The following is a 23,915-nucleotide window of genomic DNA, read 5'->3' as shown; positions in this document are numbered from 1 at the left end:
AATCGCTAAATTCGCTACAAACATAATAAAATGACAGTAGATGAAGTAATTGGTGAGCTGGAAAAAACAATTCCTTTAGCACAGGCTGAAGATTTTGATAATGTTGGACTGCTTTGTGGAAGTCCTGCGCGAGAAGTTTCCGGAATATTAGTTTGTCATGATGCGTTGGAAAATGTGGTGGAAGAAGCAATTAATAAAGGTTTAAATTTAATCATCACTTTTCATCCTATCATATTTTCTGGATTAAAAAGCATCACGGGAAAAAATTATGTCGAAAAAACGATTCTGAAAGCAATAGAAAATAAAATTGCTATTTATGCCGTTCACACAGCGTTCGACAATGATTACTTTGGTGTAAATTTCAGAATCTGTGAAGAACTGGGGCTCATTAACCAAAAAGTTTTGATGCCGACCTCCCAACAACTTCGGATTTTAGAAGTTTTCGTTCCGAAAGATAATGCGGAGGCGGTTAAAAATTCTTTATTTGAAGCCGGTGCAGGAAATATCGGATTTTATGATGAATGCAGTTTTTCAATTCCGGGGCAGGGTACATTCCGTCCAAAGGAAGGCGCTAATCCATTTTCCGGAGAAGTAGGTTTACGCGAAAATTCTGATGAAGTTTTACTTTCAGTTGTATTTGAAAGCCATAAGCAGCGAAATATCGTAAAAGCGATGAATCTTACACATCCTTATGAAGAAGTTGCGCATCAGATCATTAAAATTGAAAATGATAATCAATACTTAGGTTTAGGGAGATATGGTGATTTGAAGGAAGAACTAGAAGAACATACTTTTCTGAATTTCGTTAAAAATAAATTTAATTTAAAGGTTATTAGACATTCAGACTTTGTAGGAAAAAAGATAAAGCGTGTAGGAGTTCTGGGTGGAAGCGGTGCGAGTGGTTTGGAAGCAGCAATTTCTTCGGGATGCGACGCTTATCTTACCGGCGATTTAAAATATCACGATTTTTTCCGGAGCGAAGGTCAAATACTCTTGTGTGATATCGGCCATTTTGAATCTGAACAATTTGTAACTGAGCATTTAGTTGAAATTTTATCACAAAAATTCACTACCTTTGCCATCTCAAAATCTACTGAGAAAACCAACCCTGTAAACTATTTTTTATAAAATATGGCAAAGAAAATTGTAGAAATTTCCGTTGAAGAAAAACTAAGAGCATTATACGATCTTCAAATTATTGATTCTCGATTGGATGAAATTCGCAGCACACGCGGTGAATTGCCGATCGAAGTTGAAGATTTAGAAATCGAGATTGAAGGTTTGGAAAAACGAGCAGAGAAATTCCAAAGTGAGATTAAACTTCAGAATGATGAAATCAACAACAAAAATGAAGTTATTAATTATGCTAAATCTTTGATTGAAAAATATAAAGCTCAGCAGGATAACGTACGGAATAATAAAGAATTCGAATCTTTAGAAAAAGAAATAGAATTCCAGGATTTAGAAATTCAGTTGTCTGAAAAGAGAATCGGCGAATTCGGCGCGAAAATCGGTCACAAGAACGAAACTTTGGAAGAATTGACAACTAAAATCGAAGAATTAAAGAACCACTTGAAATTTAAAAAAGAGGAGCTTGAAAATTTGGTTTCTGAAACTCAAAAAGAAGAAGACTTTTTACTTGGAAAATCTGAAGAATTTGCAAAGAAAATCGATGAGCGTTTGTTGGCTTCTTATCACAGAATTAGAACGAGTTCACCAACTGGTCTGGCTGTCGTAGGATTAGAAAGAGGCGCTCCAAAAGGGTCATTCTTTACACTTCCTCCCCAAAAACAAATGGAGATTGCGCAACGTAAAAAAATCATCATTGATGAGCATTCAGGAAAAATCTTGGTTGACGACGATATGGTGAACGAAGAAAATGAAAAAATGAAAGATATTATTAAATTTTAATAATTTCTAAAATATAAAAAACCGGATTGAATTTTCAGTCCGGTTTTTTTATAAAATTTTCAGGAAATTTCTGCACGTTCCAGAAAAGATTTTATCCGATTCATTGCTTCCTTTAAATCCTTTTCCGCAGCGGCATAAGAAAAGCGCACACAATTAGAATTGCCAAATGATACGCCACCAACTGAGCCCACGTGGGCGTTTTCCAGTAATAACATAGCGAAATCATCAGAATCTTTAATAAATGTTCCGTTGATTGTTTTACCGATATAATAGGAAATATCTGGAAAAAAGTAAAAGGCGGCTTTCGGATAATTTACCTTAAAACCTGGAATTTCCTTCATTAATGAAAATACAATATCCCGTCTTTTTTTAAATTCATCGATCATATAACCATAATTAGACGGATCAGTTCTTAGGGCAGTAATCGATGCCTTTTGTGCCATGGTATTAGCACCACTTGTCATTTGTCCTTGAATTTTTTCACATGCTTCTGCCAGCCATTTCGGACAGGCGGAATACCCAATTCGCCAGCCTGTCATTGCAAATGCTTTCGACATTCCGTTGATCACTGCTGTTTGTTCGTAAACTTGAGGAAATTCAGCAATAGAAGTGTGTTTACCTTCGTAATTTATAAACTCGTAAATCTCGTCGGAAATAATGGTAATCTGCGGGTATTTAGCAACTACATTCGCAATTGCTTCTAATTCCTCATAAGTATAATAACTCCCCGAAGGGTTGCACGGCGAACTGTAGAGTAGTGCTTTTGTTTTTGGTGTTATTGCTTGTTCAAGTTGTGCAGCCGTGATTTTAAACTCAGTTTCAATACTGGTTTGAACCACGATTCCGATTCCGCCCATCATCTTCACCATTTCTTCGTAGCTCACCCAAAATGGCGCGGGTAAAATGACTTCATCACCATCATTAATAATAGAAGCAAGCACATTTAGAATTGCTTGTTTTGCACCGTTAGAAACGCAAATCTGCGAAGGTTCATATTTTAAATGATTATCGCGCAATAATTTTTCGCAAACTGCCTCACGAAGATCCATAAAACCAGGAACTGGCGAATAATGGCTAAAATTATTATTAATTGCTGCAAAAGCGGCATCTTTAATATCATCAGGAACATCAAAATCAGGTTCACCCAAAGTTAAGCTGATGACATCAATTCCGGCAGCTTTCATTTCCCGAACTTTATTGCTCATCACAAAAGTCTGAGAGAAACTGAGCCTTTGCAGGCGGTCAGAAAATTTATTCATATATTTTTTATAGTAGATCAAAGTTAATTTTTTAGTTTGAAGCTGCAAAAGGAAATTCTTCAGAAAAGCTTTCTTACTTTTGTAGCAAATAGGTCTAAATGTCGGTAGAATTACTAGAAAAATATTTCCCCAATCTTTCTGAAAATCAAAAAAAACAGTTTGCTCAACTTGAAGAACTTTATGAGGAATGGAACGAGAAAATTAATGTCATCTCCCGCAAGGATATGGATTCGTTGTATGAAAAGCATATTCTACATTCGCTCGGGATTGCAAAGGTCATGGAGTTTGAGCCGCGAACAAAAGTCCTCGACATCGGTACAGGTGGCGGGTTTCCGGGAATTCCCTTAGCGATATTATTTCCAGAAGTGCATTTTACTTTAATAGATTCTATCGGAAAGAAAATTACGGTGGTGAAAGAAGTTAGTGAAACAATTGGTTTACAAAATGTGACCGCTATTCATGGGCGAGCAGAAGAACTCAAAAGGAAATTTCATTTTGTGGTCAGCCGTGCAGTTACGCAAATGCCTCTTTTTTTAAGCTGGCTAAAAGGAAAATTTGAAAAAGACCAGTTTAACAGAAAACATAATGGCGTTCTTTATCTGAAAGGTGGCGACTTAACTGAAGAATTGTCTAGCTTAAAAACTGAACTTTTTCCACTTCAAAATTATTTTGAAAATGAATTTTTTGAAACCAAAAAAGTAGTATATTTATCTTCCGAAAATTTTTCTTCCTAATTTCCTGGATCATTTCATTTATAAGTGTTTTTTTAGTAAAAATTTCAGCTTATGAAAAATTCTCTACATATTACTTTGATTTTTCTATTGCTGTTAAGCTTTTTGAGATGTAATGATCGTGAGGAGAAAGATTATATCAACAGTGCTGAAGCCGTGAAAATTGACAGTGTGAAAATCGCTCAGGATTCCATGGATGTTTTTACCATACAAACCATTCGAACTTATTCTGAATTTAGTTCGAGTTGTGAAGGGTTTTATGGATATGACTATATTTATGTAGATGATTTTACGCGTAAGGTCACCTCTTATAAATTCAGCACCAAAGCTTCTTGTGGTGATAAAAAAACGCATTATTCTCAAATTAATTTTCGGCCGCAACAGCGCGGAACATATGTTTTTAAATTCTATAAAGGCATAGATTCCTCTGGAAATCCATTATGGATCGAAAAAATGATTACGGTTCAGTGAAAAATATTTTTTTTCAATCTTTTTCTACTCTAAGCGCGATATCTTTATCACAATAAGATGATTGTATTTTTTAATTCCTTATTTTTAATATTTTAAGAAATGTCAATTCTATTGAAAAAAAATAGAAATTGAAAATCGTTTACTATAAAGACGTACTAATTTATTTACATGAAATTTCTCAATAAAGTAATAGCTAATCTGCTGGAGCAGAATTCAGACTTATCAAAATTTACAATCATTTTACCGGGAAAGAGACCGGTTGTTTTTATTAAGAAAATTCTGAAAGAAAAGCAGTATTCTGGCATGCTTCCGGATTTTTATACCATCGAAGATTTAATTGTAAAAATAGCGGGTAAACAGCCCGTGCAGGGAATTGCACTTTGGCTTTTCGCGTTTGAAGTATATCGTGAAATTCATCCATCTGAAGATTTTGCCAGTTTCTTAAAATGGTTTCCAACCGTGTTGAAAGATTGGGATGATATTTTAAAATTCTCTGACTCTGACAAAGCCGTTTTAGAATATATGTTTGATGAAGAACGCATAAAAAACTGGTCTGAAAACTTAGGTGATTCTGAAGATTTACCAAGACGAAAATATCTGAATTTTTGGCAAAAGATGAGTCATTTTTTACCCATTTTAAAACAAAAACTTACTGAAAAGAATTGGGCAACTTCGGGAATGATTCACGAAATTTCGAAAAGTGGAGTCGAAAAATTTGCGCAGAAAACAAGCAAAGAATTCGTCTTTTGTGGATTTAATGCATTTACCAAAGTTGAGGAGAAGTTGGTAAGAAATCTCTTGCAATGGGATAAAGCACAGTGTTTTTTTCAAGCTGACGAATATTACATTAATGATTTGAGGCAAGAATCGGGGAAATTTCTCCGAACGATAAAAACTTGGAAAGAATTTAATGAAAGCCGGGTTTTTAACTGGATTGAAAGTGATTTTAAACAGGACAAAAATATAAAAGTGTATGAAGTTTCTGGAAATATTACGCAGGCAAAAGTTTTACCAGATATCTTTAAAGAAATCGACGATAAAAATCTTTCAAATACTGCTGTTGTACTTTTAGATGAAAACTTATTACCAACCTGTTTGGATGCTTTAAGCGGAGTGAATTTTCTTAATATTACCATGGGTTTTCCGTTGAAAAATCTGAATTTCAGCAATGCCATGAAGCAACTCTTTTATTTACAAAAGCAGTTAGAGAAAAATAATTCTTCTTATTATTACAATGATGTTCTTTCCGTTTTAGAAGAGCTTCCAAATGCGGAAAATGATCAACAAATTATTCAGTTTTTTAAGGAGAAAATTGAAGAGAGAAATATTGTATACATCAGTAAAAATCAGTTCAAAGACCTTTTAAAAGAACTTTCGTATTTCAAGTTATTTGAAAAACCTGTAAACGTAAATGAGTTTTTAGATGACCTGATTTTGTTCTGTTATGAATTAAAATTCCGCGATTTGGATGATATTTTATATGAAAACATTTCGCATTTCGAGAAGAGTTTTAAGATTATTAAAAATCAACTATCACCCTACACATTTGAGGTAAAAATGGACACCTTGGAAGTGTTGATTAACCAGCTTGTAAATTCCGAAACCATAGATTTCCAAGGCGAACCGCTACAAGGTTTGCAGGTGATGGGTTTGCTGGAAACCCGTCTACTTAATTTCGAAAATATTATTTTATTGTCTGCAAATGAAGGGAAACTTCCGCTAGGAAATTCTCAAAACACCTATTTACCTTTTGATGTTCGGCAGCATTTTGATTTGCATACCTTTCTGGAAAACGACAGTATTTACGCCTATCATTTTTACCGCTTGATTCAGGATTCTAAAAATGTACATTTACTTTTTAATGCCTTAAGTTCTGGCGTAAATACAGGTGAGAAAAGCCGCTTCATTACCCAACTTGAGATCGAAGATAAGCATCATACCATCGAGCATATTATCATTGAAAATTCTTCTGAACCCATTAATAAAGAATCGATTCAAATTGAAAAAACACCTGCTGTCTTAAAGAAACTGGACGAATGGAAAAACCGGGTTTCAGCTTCTCATTTAACCTCATTTATTTATAATCCTATTGATTTCTATTTAACCAAAATATTAGGAACTCGGGAAACCAGTGAAATAGAAGAGGAGTTGTCTCAGCGTAGCTACGGAAACCTGGTTCATTATTCCTTACAAATCATTTACGAAAAATTAGTTGGTAAAAATTTGGTTCCCAGCGATTTAGAATTATCATCTGCCCAAATCACGGAAGTTGTTAATACTGCAATCATCAAGATGAATCATCAGCCTGATTTTTATGAAAAAGGCATGAACTATATTCATAAATCAATTGCTGAAAGGGTAGTGCGCACCATAATTAATTTTGATCTCGATTTGATCAAAAAAGGCAATACTTTAGAAATTATAGGAATAGAAGAAAGGTTTGAAAACATACCATTTTTCCTGGATGAAGAAAAAACAGATCAGGTATTATTTTATGGTTTTATTGATCGAATTGACCGTTTAAATGGTCAACTTAGAATTATCGATTACAAAACAGCTAAGACGAAAAACTTAGCAATTGTGCTTCCAAAAAAAGAAGAAGATCAGGAAAAGCTCGAAAATCTTTTCTTTAGAGATGATTTTAAACAAGCGCTTCAGCTCTGCATTTATGCATACGCAGCAATACATTCGGCAGAGATTGTTGATAAGCATGTGCAATGCGGAATATGGAGTTTTGCAGAAGCGAATCAAGGCGTTCAAATTCTTAGTATTTTTGAAGAAAATGAACTATCTGATAAGCTGCTTGAACAACCTATGAAATCGGTGCAGAATTTAATTCTGGAAATCCTTAATCCGGAGAAGTATTTTGTAGAAGTAGTAAAAGCTTCTTGGTAAAAAAAAACCTTCAACTTGTGTTGAAGGTTTTTGTGTATCTCTAAAAGGCATTAATACCGGTAATATCCATTCCTGTAATCAGAAGATGAATATCATGGGTGCCTTCGTAGGTGATTACGGATTCCAGATTTGCAGCGTGGCGCATCATTGGGAACTCACCCATAATCCCCATTCCGCCAAGTATTTGTCGGGATTCTCTCGCAATTTCTATGGCCATTTTCACATTGTTTCTTTTCGCCATTGAGATCTGGGCTGGAGTCGCTTTATGATCATTTTTTAAATTTCCAAGCTGAAGACAAAGCAGCTGTGCTTTAGTTATTTCCGTCACAAATTCTGCCAGTTTTTTCTGTTGCAATTGGTAGGAAGCAATTGATTTTCCAAATTGTTTTCTTTCTTTCGCATATTGTAACGCGGTACAGTAACAGTCTATTGCTGCACCAATAACGCCCCACGAAATTCCATAACGTGCAGAATTTAAGCAGGATAGGGGACCTTTCAATCCGGTAACATTAGGTAATAGATTTTCTTTGGGAACTTTAACATTGTCAAAAACTAATTCTCCGGTTTTGGAAGCCCGAAGCGACCATTTGTTGTGAGTTTCTGGGGTTGAAAAACCTTCAAATCCTCTTTCTACAATTAAACCCTGAACTTTTCCAGCTTCGTTTTTTCCCCAAACTACGGCAATGTCACAAACGGGTGCATTGGTAATCCACATTTTCGCGCCATTCAGCAGATAATGATCACCTTTGTCGACGAAATAAGTTTCCATAGATCCAGGATCTGATCCGTGATTAGGTTCCGTAAGTCCGAAAGCACCAATCATTTCACCAGCGGCCAGATGCGGTAGAAATTTTTTCTTTTGCTCCTCTGAACCAAACTCATTGATCGGAAACATGACCAAAGAACTTTGCACAGATGCCGCAGAGCGAATGGCGGAATCGCCGCGCTCCAATTCCTGCATAATAATACCGTAGGAAATTTGATCAAGACCAGAACCTCCATATTCTTCGGGAATATAAGGACCTAATGCGCCAATGTTCCCCAATTCCTTCATCAAGTTAGGAATATCAGTGTGGTGTTGTGCGGCATCATCAATTTTCGGCATAATGAAACTTTCAACCCAATCACGAACAGACTGTCGTATAAGTAAATGTTCCTCAGTGAGTAAGCTGTCAATTCCAAAGTAATCAGGAATAGAAGTCAAGGGATAATAAGACATATTGTTATTGTTTGGTCTAATTTAAGATTTTTTAAAAGGCTGGAAAAATTTATATCATTTATATTTTCGAAACCTTATAGAGTGCAGTATTCTTTGGTTATTTTGAACTTAATTTGTCATCAAAATTCGTACAGTCAACCTGTTTAAGAGCATGACCTTCGAATTTTATTTTTAACGGTGATTTGTAAGTAGAATTGCTTCCTTCGGTTTCGTAATCACCAATTCCTTCTATAAGTTGACCGTCTTTTTTAAGAAAGTAAATTTCGCGGTCAGACGTAGTTCCTTCTGACTCAAAATTATAGACCAACTTAATTGTATCGCCGTTTTGATTTCCTATTAAAGTTCCGAAAGAACTGTCTTTTTCGAAATTTTTATACCGCATTTTACCGATAAAAGTTCCCAGGTTATCTTCTAAAGTCATAAACAAGGTGTCTTTTCCAGAAGCTTCCATATAACAAGTTTGCACTGTAGAAGACTGTATGGGTTCATTGGTTTCAGGAATTACAACAGAATCTATATTGGATTGATCAGTTATCACCGTTTCATTGGATTTCTTTTCGCACGCAATAGCGAATAAGACGATAATCGCTGTCGCGATAAAATTTTTCATAGAATTATTTTTGAAAGTATTTAGAAGCTGAAATTTAAGGATTTTTTATAATATATTTTGAAATGATGGGTCTTACATCTTAAATTTATTTAAAGAACTGTGTCACTTCAATAAAATATATTTTTCGGACTTTGTAATATTTCTAAAATAATATCGCGGACAATATAGAAGTACTAATAAGTCTAATTTGAAGTAATAAGCTTGATGTTTTGCTATATTTAAAAAGTCCTATAATTTATATTATGTTAAATAGGATATATTTTTGCTTTTTGGGATTGATAGTTCGCCTTATTTTATGTTTCTCTAAAAAATATTATAAAAAAGCCTTCCAAAACTGGAAGGCTTTGTTATTTACTTTTTTAAACATTTTTCTAGAAATTGATCCTGTTCCCACAAAGTGTGCAAAACATTTTCTCTCGCAGCGTAACCGTGAGCTTCTTTTGGTAAAAGAACCATGCGCACTGGTGCTCCCAGATTTTTTAGGGCTTGGAAATATCTTTCCGTTTGCAGGGTAAATGTTCCCGGATTGTTATCAGCTTCGCCATGAATCAGCAACATAGGTGTTTTCATTTTATGTGCTTGCATAAATGGTGACATGGTATTATAAATTTCCGGTACATCCCAATAATTTCTCTGCTCACTTTGGAATCCAAATGGCGTAAGCGTTCGGTTATAAGCGCCACTACGTGCAATTCCGCACGCATAATCATTTGAATGGGTCAGTAAATTTGCAGTCATAAATGCACCATACGAATGTCCACCAACAGCAACTTTATTTCGATCGATATATCCTAATTTATCAACAGCATCGATGGCAGCCTTTCCGTTTGCAACCAATTGTGTGACGAAAGTATCATTCGGTTCGGTAGTTCCTTCCCCAATAATAGGAAATGAAGCATCATCTAAAACTGCATAACCCTTTGTTACCCAATAAATAAATGAGCCATAACTTGGGAACGTAAAATCATAAGGGTTTTGCGTACTTTGTCCTGCGGTGGCTTTGTCCTTATATTCGGTCGGATATGCCCAAATGAGAAGTGGAAGTTTTTCCTTATGATTTTTTCGGTCATAATTTGCGGGTAAATAAAGCGTCCCACTTAACACTACTCCATCCTTTCTTTTGTAAGTAATTACCTCTTTATACACATTTTTTATACTTTCGAAAGGGTTTTCAAAATTGGTAACTGCTGTTGCTTTACCATTTTTTAAATTCCGCACATAATAATTGGGATATTGACTTGCCGATTGTTCAACCACCAAAACAGTTTTATCATCTAAAATATCGATAATACTTTCCTTTGAATTTTTAAGTTTTGAGGTGTAGATTCTTTTTTTACCCAGTGACTGTATATTTAATTCATCAATGAATGGAAATTGTCCGTCTTTTGTAAATCCAGCTCCCACAAGTTTCACGGTATTATTCTTAACATCAATAACATTTCTACCAAACTTATTTTTTGTGTCGGCAAAATTTCCTGGATCGCTGTAAACATCTTGATAGTTGCGGTCATCAATTGTTTTAGAAGTTCCGTCGGTCAGATTAATGAGATAAGATTTCGTATTTCTCGTATCATACCAGCTGTCTGAGACGATGGCAATATTTCCGTTTGACCATTCAATATCATTGTAGCGTTGTTTCGTTTTAAAAAATGATTTCGGTGCAGACGAAAATGGTGCCTCCCAAAGAAAAATTTCATCCCGAAATTCTACTTCTTTCGCCTGATCTCCACCATCTAAAGCTTCAGCAAAAACTAAGGTAGAAGCTTGATCGTCACGCCAAGAAACATTCCGTTTCCCTGTTCGTACAGAAGAAAAACCTTTCGGCATAATCTCATTTAAGGGCGTTTCATTAACTGTTTTCACCATATTTCCCGCTTGATCGTAAACGACCGTGGTCATCGGAAATCTGTTTAATGGAACGATGTAGGAATACGGTTTCTGAATGGTAGTTAACATTAAGTAATTTCCGTCTGGCGAAAAATTCATTGACGAATAAATTTCGGCAGATTTAAATTTTTCCTCTTTACCATCGATGCTAATTTTCACCAATTCAGATTTTGCAAGTGTTTCAAAATTGGCCTCATCTTGCGGATTTTTTAGTAAATCCTGATAGGTTCTATTTTGTGAAACTTTTCCGTCGGAATTAGATACAGTTGGTCCAGTTGGTAAACTTTTTTTATCGTCAATAAGTTCTGGTCTGTTTGCAGGAATTTGTTTCACAATCAAATGCTCGGAATCAGACATCCACGTAAAAGGACCTCCTAAATTTGCATTCAATGGCTGACTTGATATTTTTTTAGCAGTATTAGATGAGAGATCTAAAATCCATAATTCTACCGCATTTGCAGTTGTATTTGTAAAAGCAAGTTTTTTCTCGTCTGGCGAAAAGCTCATGTAAGCGATTTTTGGATTTGTAGGTAAACCTTTCACCTGAGCTTCCGTTTTATCTTTTAAACGTCGCGTTTTTAAGTTATTAGCGTAAGTGATAGAACTCGAGATATTGGTCACAGGATTTACCCGTAAACCCGCAAGTTTCATTTCATCTTGATTTAGATCGTCTAATGATTTGTAAGTTGGCCGATAAGAGAAAATCATCCAATCACGCTTACTGTCCATCATGACGGAGGGTGCGCGTTCGAAATCAGCAAGCTTCATAATTTCGGCGGAAGGTTTTTGATATGTAATATTTTCTTGGGCACTTGCAAAACTTATAAAAAGGAGCGCTACGGCAATCAATGTTTTTCTCATGAATACTTTTTTCTCAAAACTATTAAAAATTAACGTCTTGAGCAACAAAGAAAGTAAGGACCTAAAAAAACCAACAGGAATGTTGGTTTTTATGTATCAATATTTTTAATAAGTGTTTACCAGGCAGATTCTTTTCGTCTTGTAATCATCTGATCTACAGAAAAATGTCGCGGACCAAAAGTAAATATAAGTGCGAAAACTGTGAAATACAGTAAACTCAGTTCACGAACGCTGAAAGGATCAGAAAAGTGAACGCCCAATGCTGCCACAATCATAGCTAATGATAAAATTAAAGCCGCCGCACGAGTGAAAAGTCCAATAATAATTAAGAATGCGCAAATCAGCTCAATGAGTATGGCCAAAATTAAAGTAGTCTTCTCACCTATTCCGAGAAAGTTATAAAACTGAATTTCTCCTCCGTTTAAGAATAGCATTAATTTTGGAAGTCCGTGCAGAAATATCATCGATACTCCAGTGAAAATCCGGGCGATTAACATCACGATATTATTAAGTTCAGGAATATCTTTGGTAGATGAAAAATAACTCATAAAAGTAGGTTAAGTGATGAAATTATAAAAGAACACTAAACTAAGGAATTTTAGCTACATCGACTATCTATAACCGAAATTCTTTAAATCGCGATCGTTTTTGCGCCAATCTTTTTTAACTTTCACAAAGAGATTAAGGTGAATTTTTTTGTCGAAGAATTTTTCCAGATCAATTCTGGCTTCTGTTCCAACTTTTTTAATTGCGTCACCTTTGTGACCAATGATAATTCCTTTTTGGGTATCACGTTCTACATAAATAACCGCATCGATAAAGATAATTCCTTCATTTTCCTTAAACATTTCGGTTACTACTTCCACAGAATAAGGTATTTCTTTATCATAGTTTAAAAGTATTTTTTCCCGAATTGCTTCATTTACAAAAAATCGTTCTGGCTTGTCGGTATACAAAGTTTTGTCGTAATACGGCGGATTTTCCGGCAACAAAGATTTTAATTTTGGCAATATAACTTCTGTATTAAAACCCGTAAGCGCAGAAATCGGTAAAATTTCGGCTTTAGGAATCCGCTCATGCCACAACTCCATACTATTTTCTAAATCAGTTTGGTTGGAAGCATCAATTTTATTAACCAATATCAAGACCGGTACAGGAATTTTGTTAAGTTTATCAATCAAAAATTCACTGGGTTCCGAGCGGTCTGTAATATCAACAATGAATAAAAATACATCTGCATCTTGTAAAGAATCCTTTACAAAATCCATCATTTTCTCTTGTAGTCCATATTTAGGATCAAGCACGCCAGGCGTATCGGAAAAAACGATCTGTAAATCATCTTCGTTATAAATTCCGAAAATCCGGTGTCTCGTAGTTTGTGCTTTTTGGGTGACTATGGCGAGTTTTTCACCCATCAAATGGTTGAGAAGTGTAGATTTTCCCACATTCGGTTTTCCAACGATATTTACAAATCCAGCTTTATGTGCGCTCAAAATATTCAATTTTTAAAGTCAACAAAGTTAATGAATTTTAGTCGGTCTTGATTTTAATGTTGGTTTAAAATCTACAAACAAAGTTGGCTCACTCCATAAAGCTTCAAGCAATCTGTAAATCAGTAAAATATAATGAGAAAGGCATAATTATTTCATTACGGGAAATAATTAAAAATAGCAGTTATGAAGGCGATTTGGAACGGTGCAATTGGTTTTGGCCTGGTGAATATTCCGGTAAAAATGTACTCCGCAGTGCAGGATTCCAATTTAGATTTAGATATGTTGGATAAGAATGATTTCTCTAACATTAAATTTAAACGGGTAAATGAGAAAAGCGGTAAAGAGGTAAAATGGGCTAATATTGTTAAAGGTTATATGCTTGATGGCAATTATGTCGTCCTCGAAAGTGAAGATTATGCCGCTGCAAGTCCCGAAAAAACAAAAGTATTTTCTATCGAACAATTCGTGCAGGAAGAGGAAATTGACTCCGTTTATTTTGAAGTTCCTTATTTTCTGGAGCCACAAAAAAATGCTGAAAATGCCTACAACCTTTTGTTGAAAGCTCTGACTAAAACAAAAAAAGCTGGAATCGGAACCTTCGTGATGCGTGACAAAGAAATCTTCGGAATGATCCGTCCCTATAATGATGAAATTTTAATTGTAAATCGTTTGCGATTTGCGCAGGAAATTAGGGAATATAAAGAGCTCAAACTTCCAAATGCAAAAGATCCGAAAGCTGGCGAACTGAAAATGGCAATTTCATTGATTGAACAAACCTCGGAAATTTTTGATCCAACCGCTTTTAAAGATACCTATGCCGATGATTTAATGAAAATTATTGAAAGCAAAGCGAAAGGTAAAAAAGTGAAAAAAAGCAAAGAAGAACCAGAAGAAAGTGGTAAGGTCGTAGATCTTATGGCGCAGCTAAAAGCCAGTTTAGAAAGTTCCAAAAAAAGCAAAAAAGTTTCCTGATATGCCGTTAGAAGAATACAATAAAAAACGAAATTTCGACGAAACTTCGGAACCGGAAGGAAAATCTAAGAAGAGCGATGGTCAACTTATTTTCGTTATTCAACGTCACTCTGCTTCGCGCCTTCATTACGATTTTCGTCTAGAAATGGATGGCGTACTTAAAAGTTGGGCAGTTCCAAAAGGACCGTCTTTAAATCCGAAAGATAAGAGATTGGCAATGATGACTGAAGACCATCCATATAGTTATCATGATTTTGAAGGCAGTATTCCAGATGGAAATTATGGTGGTGGTGAAGTTGAAATCTGGGATTCGGGAACTTATGAACCTTTAGAAAAAATAAAAGGTAAATCAGATGATTTGATTATGCGCCATGAACTGCACAAAGAATCTTTAAAATTTGTTCTTCACGGAAAAAAATTAAAGGGAGAATTTGCCCTTGTAAAGATTAAAAATTCAAAAGAAGGAAATGCCTGGTTGCTCATCAAACATAAAGATAAATATGCTTTAGACGAATACGATTCTGAAGAACATATCCCTAAAAATTCAAAAGTGACCGACCGGGAAGAAAACAGACCTTCCAAAAAAAAAAGGGTAAGAGCGACTAAGTCAGAATCAAAATCATATCAAAATTATGCACCTGCCCTCTCCGGGGAAAAGAAGTTAAAAGATTTTATCAAGCCAATGTTGGCGCAAGTTGGCGAAAAGCCATTTGACAATAAAGATTGGGTTTTCGAAATAAAATGGGATGGCTACCGTGCCGTTGCTGATTTACGTAACGACAATAAGTTACTCTATTCCCGAAATGGACTTTCATTTTCGGAAAAATTCTATAAAATTCAGAATGCACTTTTAGATCAGGCTTTCCCAATGATTTTAGACGGAGAAATTGTGGCTTTCAACGAAAATGGACAACCGGATTTTCAGGCTTTGCAACAAATTGGAGATCGTCCAAATATGGCGATGACCTATCAGGTTTTTGACCTATTGTGGCTGAATGGTCACTCCACGGAAAATTTAACTTTGCTTGAAAGGAAGGAATTGCTAAAAGAAGCCTTGGTAGAAAATGAAGTGGTAAAATATTGCGAACATATTCCGGAAAAGGGAATTTCTTTTTTCAAGCAAATAGAAAAAATGAATTTAGAGGGCATGATTGCAAAGAAATCTGACAGTACCTATTCTGAAGGCTCCAGAAGTTCCGACTGGCTTAAAATTAAATTCCAACAGACTGAAGACGTGCTCATCTGTGGTTTTACAGAACCAAAAGGCTCCCGAAAAAAGTTTGGTGCTATTATTCTTGGAACTTTCAAAGATGGAGATTTGAAATATTGTGGTCACGTAGGAACGGGTTTTAGTGATAAAAAATTGACAGAACTTCATGGTTTATTTATGCCTTTAATAACTTCAAAATCTCCCTTCGTCGACATTCCTAAAACTAATTCTCCGGCAACTTGGTTAAAACCTGAGCTGGTTTGTGAGATAAAATATACCGAAAAAACTTCCGACGGAATTTTTAGACATCCTGTATTTTTGGGTATCCGGAATGATAAAAAACAAGCTGATTTAGTAGAAAATTCTTCAGTTGAGATCAAAGGAAAAGCGAAAGAGAAAAGTATTTCATCCGCAAATAAAGAAGCAATGAAAAAAACGCGCGAAAATGAACAGGAGAAAAAGATCGGGAAACATCAAGTAAAATTAACCAATCAAAATAAGATTTACTTTCCCGATAGTGAAATTACGAAAGGTGATTTGGTAGAATTTTATCAATCAGTATCTAAATATATTTTACCACATTTAAAAAATCGGCCTCAGTCTTTGAACCGTTTCCCTAATGGAATTAATGGTTTAAGTTTTTATCATAAAGATGCCGGCGATAGTGCCCCGGACTGGATCGAGAAAGTAACTATTTTTTCTGAGTCAAATGAAAAAGATATTCAGTATCTAATTTGCAATACTGCAGAAGATTTAGCGTATTTAAATAATTTGGGTTGCATCGATCTTAACCCCTGGAATTCTACGGTGGAACATCTGGATTATCCGGATTGGCTGGCACTTGATTTGGATCCTTCGGAGGGGAATTCTTTCGACCATGTAATAGAAACTGCTCTGGTAACGAAAGAAATTTTAGATCTAGCGAAAATTAAAGGATATTGCAAAACCTCCGGCAGCTCTGGTATTCATATTTATGTGCCAATGCAAGGGAAGTATGATTTTGAGCAAGTGAAAAATTTCGCACATCTTCTGATGCAAAAAGTACAGAAAAAACTTCCGGAAATTACAACGCTGGAACGAAGTTTAAAAAAGAGATCAAAAGATAAAATTTATCTGGATTATCTGCAAAACCGTAGCGGACAGACATTAGCCAGCGTTTATAGTATTCGTCCAAAAACTGGAGCGCCGGTTTCAATGCCTTTAGATTGGGACGAATTAAAGCAGGGTTTACAACCAACCGACTTTAACATTTATAATGCTTTGGAACGAATCAAAAAGAACGGTGATTTGTTTAAACCGGTTTTGGGGAAAGGAATTGATATGTTGAAAGCCTTGGAAATGCTCTCTAAAGATTAAGAAAAATCTAGCTTTGAATCGAGCAGAAATTGTACACTTTCTCTCGCCCAAATCCTATAAGTAAGTTTGGAAGGATGAATACCATCACTAAAAAAGTCCTCGATTGTTTGACCATTTTTCAACTGTTTCATCCATTTTTGAATATCGACTTTGTTGGTCGGAAAATAGATGTTATCGTTTTTTGAAGTTTGACGATGAAGATATTCTGCAAGCAGATCTTTATGATTTCCTAAAACAGATTGCATTTCTTTGGTGAGCGCTGGAAACGCTTCAATAGTCGGTAATTGCACAAATGAAATTGGAGTTTCTGGAAATTTTAATCGTAAAGAATCAATTAATAATTGAATGTTTATTTGCCATTTTTTTGGCTGAGTAAATTCAAAAGAATCATTTGCTCCGATGCCAATTACCAATAAATCACAATCAGTTTCTGTAATTTTAGGAAGGATTCTTTCGTGAACTTTCTGCACATTATATCCCGTTCTAGCATAGACTTTCCACCCAATATTACAGTGAAATACGGAACTTAATTCGTTTGAGAAATGACCGGCAAAACTGTTTTTATGGAAATCTGAACCGACTCCGGCGAAGGAACTTTCACCTATAAAAAGAACGTTCAAAGTTTTATCAGAATTAATGTCGATTAAACCTTCCGGGTCTTTTGCTTCCGGCAAAAACTGAATATTCTTTTTGATTTTCTTTCCCTGGAAATAAATAACAGGCAACAAAGGAATCGATCTCAATAAATGGATGAAATATTTCTTTTTCATTCAGATCATTCTTTTATTTCTTTGAAACGATGGGTAAAATTTCGTTTTCCATTAAACCAAAACGTGTAATTTCTTCTTGACTGAATTTTTTTGAATAAAAATTAATATCAACTTCAAAACCCGCTTTTTTTAAACGCTCGAAATAATCCATTCCGTACCAGCGAACATGGTCGTATTGCCCAAAGTGCTTTTGTCTTTCAACTTTATCGGTGATGGAAAAATCTTCGTAAGTTTTTTCTAATGAACTTTTTATAGGCACTTGAAAAATTCCCCAACCCCCACTTTTCATAACTCGCAAAAGTTCACTCATCGCTTTCTGATCATCTGCGATATGTTCTAAAACGTGGTTGCAAAAAATAATATCAAAACTTTCATCTTCAAAAGGCAAATCCAGGATATCAGCTTTAACATCTACAATGGGAGAAAATAAATCTGCAGAAATATATTGTAAATTTTTAAGCTTTTTAAATCTTCGCAGAAATTCCTGCTCCGGAGCAATATGTAAAACTTTGTAATATTTAGTGAAAAAATCGGTTTCATTTTGAAGATACAACCACATTTGTCGATGTCTTTCTAAACTTAATGTTCCAGGTGATAAAGCGTTCTCACGCTGTTTCCCGTAGCCGTAAGGAAGAAATTTACGATAAGATTTACCGTCGATGGGATCTGTAAATTGATCACCTTTAAAAATAAAATAGGTAAAAGGCCGCAGAAGAATACTCAGATTAATAAGTAAAGGTCTAGGAATCGCATTGAGTAAAAATCGCGCAATTTTTTTCATTAAAAGTCCATTGTAAATGGTTTTTCTTCGTCACTTACAATACCCAATGCTTCATAAATATAGCTAAATGTTGAAAGTAAAACTGGTTTCCCACCAATGATGCAAACATCATGTTCAAAATGTGCGGATGGCGAATTATCTTCAGAAGTTACCGTCCAGCCATCGCTGTGAAATTTAACCTTTTCTGTCCCCAAATTTACCATGGGTTCAATGGCAAGAACAATCCCGTCTTTTAAAACTTTTCCACTTCCTTTTCTACCGTAATTTGGAACTTGAGGATCTTCATGCATTTTTCTACCCAAGCCATGCCCGACCAATTCCCGGACAACTCCATATCCGTGATTTTCACAATACGTTTGAATTGCATTAGAGATATCTCCTACTCTTTTTCCGCGAACGCATTGCTCGATTCCTTTGTAGAGAGATTCTTTGGTAATTTTCAATAATTTTTTAGTTTCCGGATTTATTTCGCCCACGGCAAATGAATAGGCGTGATCGCCATAAAAACCATTCATATACACTCCGCAATCAACAGATAAAATATCCCCTTCTTTAAGAGGTTTTTCATTTGGAATTCCGTGTACAACTTCAGCATTTGGAGAAATACAAAGATTTTTCGGGAAGCCATACATTCCTAAAAAAGCTGGTTCGCCGCCATGATCGCGTATAAATTGACCGCCTAAATTATCAAGATGTAAAGTAGTAACTCCAGGTTTTATTTCTTTTGCAAGCATGCCCAAAGTCCTTGAAACCAGCTGAGCACTTTCGCGCATCAATCGGAGTTCTTCTAATGTTTTTAAATGTATCAATTTGTAAAAATATGTGGTAGAAAAATCTTTATACAATTACCAGAAAAGGCCTTTCTTTTTTTCTTTTTTAATTTTAGAATAGGCCAAAACCTCTTTGCCTTCTACTCTAAATTCTATTCTTTCATTTATAATATTATAGATTTCCCCCCAACCTGGAAAGCCGCCTAAATTTCGGTCATCAATGAATAAATCGGCATCAATTTTTCGAGATGCCTGGCTGTGATCAAATATCTCGCCTTCAAAACTAGAATTAACGGCATAAAATTCAACCCCATTTTTTTTACAGAATTCAACTGCTTCGTCTAAGGTTTTGCCGTGCCGATATGTCCATAATATCAGGCGATGACCTTCCGACTGTAATTTGCGAAGGGTCTCAAAGGCAAATATCTTGGGTTTGCCAATACCGGGATATCCATCATCTACAATGGTGCCGTCAAAATCAATAGCTAATTTTTTGCTGTTGGTCATTATTATAAAATTTCAGAGTTGCAAAGGTAAGAAATTTAGATACTTTACAAAAAAGTAAAAAAACAATGCAGACTGTAATGATCTGCATTGTTTAATTGTAAAAATTTATAAGGTTATGATTTTACCCATTTGAACTGATATTCTAAATCAGGCGTTGAAATTCTATCGGTAATTCTTTGTAAGCGAGACGGTAATTTCACCAAATACTCCTGCGCTTTCTGTGCTTTTTCATTAAGGTTTGTGACATGCTCAATTTTCCATTCATCTAAAAGTTCACTTAGTATATTGATATAATCTTGACCAGTATAAACCATTGCGCGCTGTGCCGCATCTGAAAAATGTTCCCAAAGTTCACCAGCAGCCTGACCAGATTCTCTCATTAAATGTGCAGGCATCACAATTTTCTTTCTCATCATATCTTCAAATGCCAACATCATTTCTGAAGGGTCAAGTTCAAAAATTTTGGTAACGAAGTGTTTATATGCTTTAGCGTGTCGTGCTTCATCTGCCGCAATTACGCCGCACATTCTGGATAGTTTGGTATTTCCACTTTGTTTTGCCAACGATCCTACTCTACGGTGAGAAATATTGGTAGCTGTTTCCTGAAAACTAGTATAAACGAAGTTCCGGTACGGATCCATGGTTGTCCCAATATCAAAACCATCTTGAATTAAATACTGCGTTGTAATCTCTACTTCGCGCATATTAACGCGACCGCAGAGGTATAGATATTTGTTTAATAAGTCACCATGGCGGTTTTCTTCGGCCGTCCAACTACGTACCCATTGTGCCCAACCGCTTCTTTCTTCCTGGTCAACGCCGTCAACTCCCATCAGCCATGACTCATAACTTGGTAAGGCCTCTTCCGTAATACAATCTCCGATCAAGGTGACAAAAAGATCGTAGCCCATTTCGCGAGCATAGGTTTGTAATTCTTCGACATCATATTTAAAACTATCTGCAGACGGATCTGGAAGAAAATCCGTGGGTTGCCAAATTTTTTCTACAGGTGTTAGGTAGGATGAAATGAAGGTATCGACATCTTTGCCTAATGTTCGCATAACCTCATTTCTCATTAATTTATTATCCATTTTCGCTCTTTTTATTTTATTTACAAATATAATTTAAAATTATTATCTACTACATAGTTGATTTAATAATTAAAAATTACTCGTTTTGATTGAATTAAAATACATTATCCTTTAACTTTAAGCAATTAATACTCCAAAGCAGTTTACTAAATAATATTAATTAACTAAAATTTCCCCCGTCATTACCTCTGGAATGGCTACACCCATGACTTTCAAAATTGAAGGTGCCACATCTCCTAGTTTTCCAGGTTTTAAGTTCCAAGTTTTATCTTTGTCCATCACAATCAACGGTACTAAATTCGTAGAGTGTTGGGTATTAGGGCTTCCGTCTTCATTGATCATCACATCGGAATTTCCATGGTCAGCAAGAATAAAAACTGCGTACCTATGTTCGTAAGCCGCTGTTGCAACTTTTTCAATACATTGATCTACAGTTTCAGCGGCTTTAACGGCTGCTGAAAAAACGCCGGTATGACCAACCATATCAGCATTTGCAAAATTTAAACAGATGAAATCTGCACTTTCTTTTTCAATTTCAGGAAGTATTTTTTCAGTGATATCAAATGCCGACATTTCTGGTTTAAAATCATAGGTTGGAACTTCTTTTGGGCTTGGACAAAGTAGGCGGGATTCACCCTTAAACAAGTCTTCTCGTCCGCCTGAAAAGAAAAAGGTAACGTGTGGGTATTTTTCAGTTTCAGCGACCCGAATCTGTGTCTTGCCATTATTTTCCAGAACCTCTCCCAGCGTTTGGTGGAGAACATCTTCATTGAAAACGACCTTCACATTATTGAAATCTTTATCGTAGTTCGTCATGGTGACATAGTACAAATTTAGCGGATGCATTCCAAAATCGGGGAAACTCTCCTGTGACAATGCCTGTGTAATTTCCCGGCCTCTATCTGTACGGAAATTGAAGCAGAATACGACGTCATCATTTTCTATTTTAGCTGTTGGCAAACTGCTTTCTTTGAGTGCAATAATGGGTTTGAGAAATTCGTCTGTTATTCCATTTTTGTATGAGTTATCAATCGACTGCAAGATATTTTGACTTTGCTCCCCAATTCCATTAACCATGGCATCGTAGGCTAATTTCACACGTTCCCATCGTTTGTCGCGATCCATCGCGTAATAGCGTCCGATTACGGTTGCAAGTTTTCCGGTTGTTATTTCCATATGATTTAAAAGTTCTTCGATAAAACCTTTCCCGGAATGAGGATCACAATCACGACCATCTGTAAAAGCATGCACGAATACTTTTTCATTTAAACCATACTCATGGGCTGCCGTCAACAAACCTTTCAAATGATTAATATGTGAATGAACACCACCATCTGAAACAAGACCAATAAAATGAACTTGTTTTTTATTTTCTAAAGCATATTCAAAAGCACGGGTAATAACATTTTCTTTTCCTAATGTGGCGTTTTCTACTGCCATGTTTAGTTTAACCAAATTCTGGTAGACTACGCGACCTGCACCTAAATTCATATGACCTACCTCTGAGTTTCCCATTTGACCAAATGGTAATCCTACGGCAATTCCGCTGGCTTCTAAAGTGGTGTGAGGGAAATTCTTATAACATGAATCTATAAACGGCGTGTTGGCTTGTGCAATTGCTGAAACTTCTGGATCGGTACCTAAACCCCATCCGTCTAATATAGCTAAAATGGCTTTTTTTGACATGGACTTAAAAATTTTAATTGAAATACAAATTTAATGATTTGAGTGGCATTAGGCGAATTTTACGTGAAGTGTTTTCACATAAAAAGGCTAATGTTTGTTAGGAAAGTTTTTTTTCAAAAGCTCTTCTGGCAGCGCCTCGGACAAAAACCTCACCACGGTAGATGTAATTTAATTTTTCAAAAATTCGTAACATACCTTCGTTGTCAGAAATGGTATCTACTCTTATACTTCCGATTTTCTTGTCTAGAACTAATTTTTCTACAGATCGAAAAATTTCGGTTGCTACTCCCTTATTTAGAAAGTCAGAACCTACTGCAACGCGGTGAATGACTGCATACGGAGGTTTACATTCCCAAGTGTTGAGCTCCTCGTATTCTGGTTCTAAATCTAAAATAACAGCGGCATATCCGGCAATTTTTCCTTGCGCTGAAAAAGTGAATCCATATCCTTTTGCGATGTCATTATGAATAGTGTCTGGATTGGGATAACCATCTTGCCACTGCGTGCTTCCATCAATTTTTCTCCGTGTGATTGCATGCTGCAGTATCTTCCAGATCTCCGGTGCATCAGCAGTTTCAGCTTTGTGTATTTGAATTTTAGTATTTTCTGGTACCATTAATATATGATGTTTCACAAAGTTAAAAAAAGTTTCCTGACGGTCATTTGGCTTTTTGTGGATATTTCTTTATTTTTAAAAAAAATAGATGAAAGAAAAATTAGTTGTTCTATCAGGTGCGGGAATATCTGCCGAAAGTGGCGTGAAGACTTTTCGGGATTCAGATGGACTTTGGGAGGATCACCGTGTGGAAGATGTTGCAAGTCCGGAAGGTTTTGAGAGAAATCCCCAACTTGTTTTAAACTTTTACAATCAGCGGAGAAAACAATTGTTAGAAGTAAAACCCAACAGAGCACACGAAATATTAGCCGAGCTGGAAAATGATTTTGATGTTACGATTATAACACAAAATGTAGATGATCTACACGAACGCGCCGGCTCAACTAAAGTATTGCATCTTCACGGAGAGCTTAAAAAAGCACGCCCGGTTGATGACGACTCGGAAATTATCTCGTGGGAGATTGATTTGAATTTGGGAGATTGTACTGATAATGGTATCCAATTGCGACCACATATTGTTTGGTTTGGGGAAATGGTGACCGAAATGGAAAACGCAGTTAAGATTGTAGAAGAAGCAGATCTATTATTAATTATCGGAACATCTATGAATGTTTATCCCGCCGCTGGCCTCATTCATAACGTATCATCGAATTGTGAAATTTTTGTAATCGATCCGAAGCTTCCCGCACAATTTAAGGCCAATTCCAATTGCTTTCAGACTACGGCCACAGAAGGAATGGAACTTCTTAAAAAGCAATTACTAGCGCGACGTATTTAAAATATTTTGTCTTTAATCATATTCTTCACTTCATTCCATAT

21 protein-coding genes are annotated in these 23,915 nt (G+C 35.7%); 8 read left to right on the top strand and 13 right to left on the bottom strand.

The annotated features are described in order from the left end of the window. The first annotated feature begins 30 nt into the window (after positions 1-30). Both LC814_RS02625 and LC814_RS02620 read left to right on the top strand, forming a co-directional pair. Positions 31-1,128, top strand: coding sequence for a Nif3-like dinuclear metal center hexameric protein (locus LC814_RS02625; protein WP_226064803.1), 1,098 nt, complete (start codon positions 31-33; stop codon positions 1,126-1,128). A 3-nt stretch (positions 1,129-1,131) separates the two neighbouring features. Then, a complete protein-coding gene (locus LC814_RS02620) occupies positions 1,132-1,911 on the top strand; it encodes a zinc ribbon domain-containing protein (RefSeq protein ID WP_226064802.1) in 780 nt (259 codons plus the stop codon). Between the two features lie 59 nt (positions 1,912-1,970). Here the strand turns inward: LC814_RS02620 and LC814_RS02615 are convergent, their stop codons facing one another. After that, positions 1,971-3,170, bottom strand: a complete 1,200-nt coding sequence (locus LC814_RS02615; protein ID WP_226064801.1) for a pyridoxal phosphate-dependent aminotransferase — start codon at positions 3,168-3,170, stop codon at positions 1,971-1,973. 98 nt (positions 3,171-3,268) lie between these two features. Here LC814_RS02615 and rsmG point away from each other — a divergent pair, with 98 nt between their 5' ends. From rsmG to LC814_RS02600, 3 genes are all read left to right on the top strand, one after another. Continuing rightward, positions 3,269-3,904, top strand: coding sequence for a 16S rRNA (guanine(527)-N(7))-methyltransferase RsmG (gene rsmG / locus LC814_RS02610; protein WP_226064800.1), 636 nt, complete (start codon positions 3,269-3,271; stop codon positions 3,902-3,904). A 51-nt stretch (positions 3,905-3,955) separates the two neighbouring features. Next, positions 3,956-4,372: a hypothetical protein gene (locus LC814_RS02605; RefSeq protein ID WP_226064799.1), complete on the top strand. Its 417-nt coding sequence runs from the start codon at positions 3,956-3,958 to the stop codon at positions 4,370-4,372. Positions 4,373-4,540: 168 nt separating this feature from the next. Then, the gene (locus tag LC814_RS02600) at positions 4,541-7,267 is read left to right on the top strand and encodes a PD-(D/E)XK nuclease family protein (RefSeq protein WP_226064798.1); all 2,727 of its coding nucleotides are present in this window, start codon (positions 4,541-4,543) and stop codon (positions 7,265-7,267) included. A gap of 40 nt (positions 7,268-7,307) precedes the next feature. On the opposite strand, the gene LC814_RS02595 is transcribed toward LC814_RS02600, so the two are convergent. From LC814_RS02595 to era, 5 genes are all read right to left on the bottom strand, one after another. Then, positions 7,308-8,486 (bottom strand): acyl-CoA dehydrogenase family protein, encoded by a 1,179-nt coding sequence (locus tag LC814_RS02595; RefSeq protein ID WP_226064797.1) that lies wholly within the window; start codon positions 8,484-8,486, stop codon positions 7,308-7,310. A 97-nt stretch (positions 8,487-8,583) separates the two neighbouring features. Beyond that, positions 8,584-9,096 carry a hypothetical protein gene (locus tag LC814_RS02590; RefSeq protein ID WP_226064796.1) on the bottom strand — a complete coding sequence of 171 codons (513 nt, stop codon included), beginning with the start codon at positions 9,094-9,096 and terminating at the stop codon, positions 8,584-8,586. A 351-nt stretch (positions 9,097-9,447) separates the two neighbouring features. Next, complete coding sequence (locus tag LC814_RS02585) at positions 9,448-11,844, bottom strand: alpha/beta hydrolase family protein (protein WP_226064795.1); 2,397 nt, start codon at positions 11,842-11,844, stop codon at positions 9,448-9,450. Between the two features lie 116 nt (positions 11,845-11,960). Further along, on the bottom strand, positions 11,961-12,392 hold the full coding sequence (locus tag LC814_RS02580; RefSeq protein ID WP_226064794.1) for a DoxX family protein: 432 nt from the start codon (positions 12,390-12,392) through the stop codon (positions 11,961-11,963). Positions 12,393-12,455: 63 nt separating this feature from the next. Continuing rightward, complete coding sequence (era, locus tag LC814_RS02575; RefSeq protein ID WP_226064793.1) at positions 12,456-13,337, bottom strand: GTPase Era; 882 nt, start codon at positions 13,335-13,337, stop codon at positions 12,456-12,458. Positions 13,338-13,520: 183 nt separating this feature from the next. Here era and ku point away from each other — a divergent pair, with 183 nt between their 5' ends. Both ku and ligD read left to right on the top strand, forming a co-directional pair. Further along, the gene (gene ku / locus LC814_RS02570) at positions 13,521-14,309 is read left to right on the top strand and encodes a non-homologous end joining protein Ku (protein ID WP_226064792.1); all 789 of its coding nucleotides are present in this window, start codon (positions 13,521-13,523) and stop codon (positions 14,307-14,309) included. A gap of 1 nt (position 14,310) precedes the next feature. Then, entirely contained in the window at positions 14,311-16,875 is a 2,565-nt protein-coding gene (gene ligD / locus LC814_RS02565; RefSeq protein ID WP_226064791.1) for a DNA ligase D, read from the top strand. Here ligD and LC814_RS02560 read toward each other — a convergent pair. From LC814_RS02560 to LC814_RS02530, 7 genes are all read right to left on the bottom strand, one after another. Further along, on the bottom strand, positions 16,872-17,645 hold the full coding sequence (locus LC814_RS02560; protein WP_226064790.1) for an SGNH/GDSL hydrolase family protein: 774 nt from the start codon (positions 17,643-17,645) through the stop codon (positions 16,872-16,874). The genes ligD and LC814_RS02560 overlap by 4 nt on opposite strands. 13 nt (positions 17,646-17,658) lie before the next feature. After that, a complete protein-coding gene (locus LC814_RS02555; RefSeq protein WP_226064789.1) occupies positions 17,659-18,426 on the bottom strand; it encodes a class I SAM-dependent methyltransferase in 768 nt (255 codons plus the stop codon). Next, positions 18,426-19,235 (bottom strand): type I methionyl aminopeptidase, encoded by an 810-nt coding sequence (gene map / locus LC814_RS02550; RefSeq protein WP_226064788.1) that lies wholly within the window; start codon positions 19,233-19,235, stop codon positions 18,426-18,428. Before map ends, LC814_RS02555 begins: the two co-directional genes overlap by 1 nt. 36 nt (positions 19,236-19,271) lie before the next feature. Then, the gene (locus LC814_RS02545; protein WP_226064787.1) at positions 19,272-19,703 is read right to left on the bottom strand and encodes a BT0820 family HAD-type phosphatase; all 432 of its coding nucleotides are present in this window, start codon (positions 19,701-19,703) and stop codon (positions 19,272-19,274) included. A 113-nt stretch (positions 19,704-19,816) separates the two neighbouring features. Further along, positions 19,817-20,794, bottom strand: coding sequence for an acyl-ACP desaturase (locus LC814_RS02540; protein WP_226064786.1), 978 nt, complete (start codon positions 20,792-20,794; stop codon positions 19,817-19,819). Between the two features lie 156 nt (positions 20,795-20,950). After that, positions 20,951-22,480 (bottom strand): 2,3-bisphosphoglycerate-independent phosphoglycerate mutase, encoded by a 1,530-nt coding sequence (gene gpmI, locus LC814_RS02535; RefSeq protein WP_226064785.1) that lies wholly within the window; start codon positions 22,478-22,480, stop codon positions 20,951-20,953. A gap of 97 nt (positions 22,481-22,577) precedes the next feature. After that, complete coding sequence (locus LC814_RS02530) at positions 22,578-23,096, bottom strand: GNAT family N-acetyltransferase (RefSeq protein WP_226064784.1); 519 nt, start codon at positions 23,094-23,096, stop codon at positions 22,578-22,580. Between the two features lie 88 nt (positions 23,097-23,184). Between LC814_RS02530 and LC814_RS02525 the strand changes: the two genes are divergently transcribed. Continuing rightward, positions 23,185-23,874: an SIR2 family NAD-dependent protein deacylase gene (locus LC814_RS02525; protein ID WP_226064783.1), complete on the top strand. Its 690-nt coding sequence runs from the start codon at positions 23,185-23,187 to the stop codon at positions 23,872-23,874. Positions 23,875-23,915: the final 41 nt, after the last annotated feature.

The sequence above is a fragment of the Kaistella polysaccharea genome (genome assembly GCF_020410745.1).
In the GTDB taxonomy this organism is placed as follows: Bacteria; Bacteroidota; Bacteroidia; order Flavobacteriales; family Weeksellaceae; genus Kaistella; species Kaistella polysaccharea.
Note: the sequence above shows the minus strand (reverse complement) of the source record. Positions and strands in the feature narration are given on the sequence as shown.

Bases quoted from the DNA above. Each gene is read 5' to 3' on its own strand.
- LC814_RS02625 (WP_226064803.1), top strand. From the start codon at position 31: ATGACAGTAGATGAAGTAATTGGTGAGCTGGAAAAAACAATTCCTTTA.
- LC814_RS02620 (WP_226064802.1), top strand. From the start codon at position 1,132: ATGGCAAAGAAAATTGTAGAAATTTCCGTTGAAGAAAAACTAAGAGCA.
- LC814_RS02615 (WP_226064801.1), bottom strand. From the start codon at position 3,170: ATGAATAAATTTTCTGACCGCCTGCAAAGGCTCAGTTTCTCTCAGACT.
- rsmG (WP_226064800.1), top strand. From the start codon at position 3,269: ATGTCGGTAGAATTACTAGAAAAATATTTCCCCAATCTTTCTGAAAAT.
- LC814_RS02605 (WP_226064799.1), top strand. From the start codon at position 3,956: ATGAAAAATTCTCTACATATTACTTTGATTTTTCTATTGCTGTTAAGC.
- LC814_RS02600 (WP_226064798.1), top strand. From the start codon at position 4,541: ATGAAATTTCTCAATAAAGTAATAGCTAATCTGCTGGAGCAGAATTCA.
- LC814_RS02595 (WP_226064797.1), bottom strand. From the start codon at position 8,486: ATGTCTTATTATCCCTTGACTTCTATTCCTGATTACTTTGGAATTGAC.
- LC814_RS02590 (WP_226064796.1), bottom strand. From the start codon at position 9,096: ATGAAAAATTTTATCGCGACAGCGATTATCGTCTTATTCGCTATTGCG.
- LC814_RS02585 (WP_226064795.1), bottom strand. From the start codon at position 11,844: ATGAGAAAAACATTGATTGCCGTAGCGCTCCTTTTTATAAGTTTTGCA.
- LC814_RS02580 (WP_226064794.1), bottom strand. From the start codon at position 12,392: ATGAGTTATTTTTCATCTACCAAAGATATTCCTGAACTTAATAATATC.
- ku (WP_226064792.1), top strand. From the start codon at position 13,521: ATGAAGGCGATTTGGAACGGTGCAATTGGTTTTGGCCTGGTGAATATT.
- ligD (WP_226064791.1), top strand. From the start codon at position 14,311: ATGCCGTTAGAAGAATACAATAAAAAACGAAATTTCGACGAAACTTCG.
- LC814_RS02560 (WP_226064790.1), bottom strand. From the start codon at position 17,645: ATGAAAAAGAAATATTTCATCCATTTATTGAGATCGATTCCTTTGTTG.
- LC814_RS02555 (WP_226064789.1), bottom strand. From the start codon at position 18,426: ATGAAAAAAATTGCGCGATTTTTACTCAATGCGATTCCTAGACCTTTA.
- LC814_RS02545 (WP_226064787.1), bottom strand. From the start codon at position 19,703: ATGACCAACAGCAAAAAATTAGCTATTGATTTTGACGGCACCATTGTA.
- LC814_RS02540 (WP_226064786.1), bottom strand. From the start codon at position 20,794: ATGGATAATAAATTAATGAGAAATGAGGTTATGCGAACATTAGGCAAA.
- gpmI (WP_226064785.1), bottom strand. From the start codon at position 22,480: ATGTCAAAAAAAGCCATTTTAGCTATATTAGACGGATGGGGTTTAGGT.
- LC814_RS02530 (WP_226064784.1), bottom strand. From the start codon at position 23,096: ATGGTACCAGAAAATACTAAAATTCAAATACACAAAGCTGAAACTGCT.
- LC814_RS02525 (WP_226064783.1), top strand. From the start codon at position 23,185: ATGAAAGAAAAATTAGTTGTTCTATCAGGTGCGGGAATATCTGCCGAA.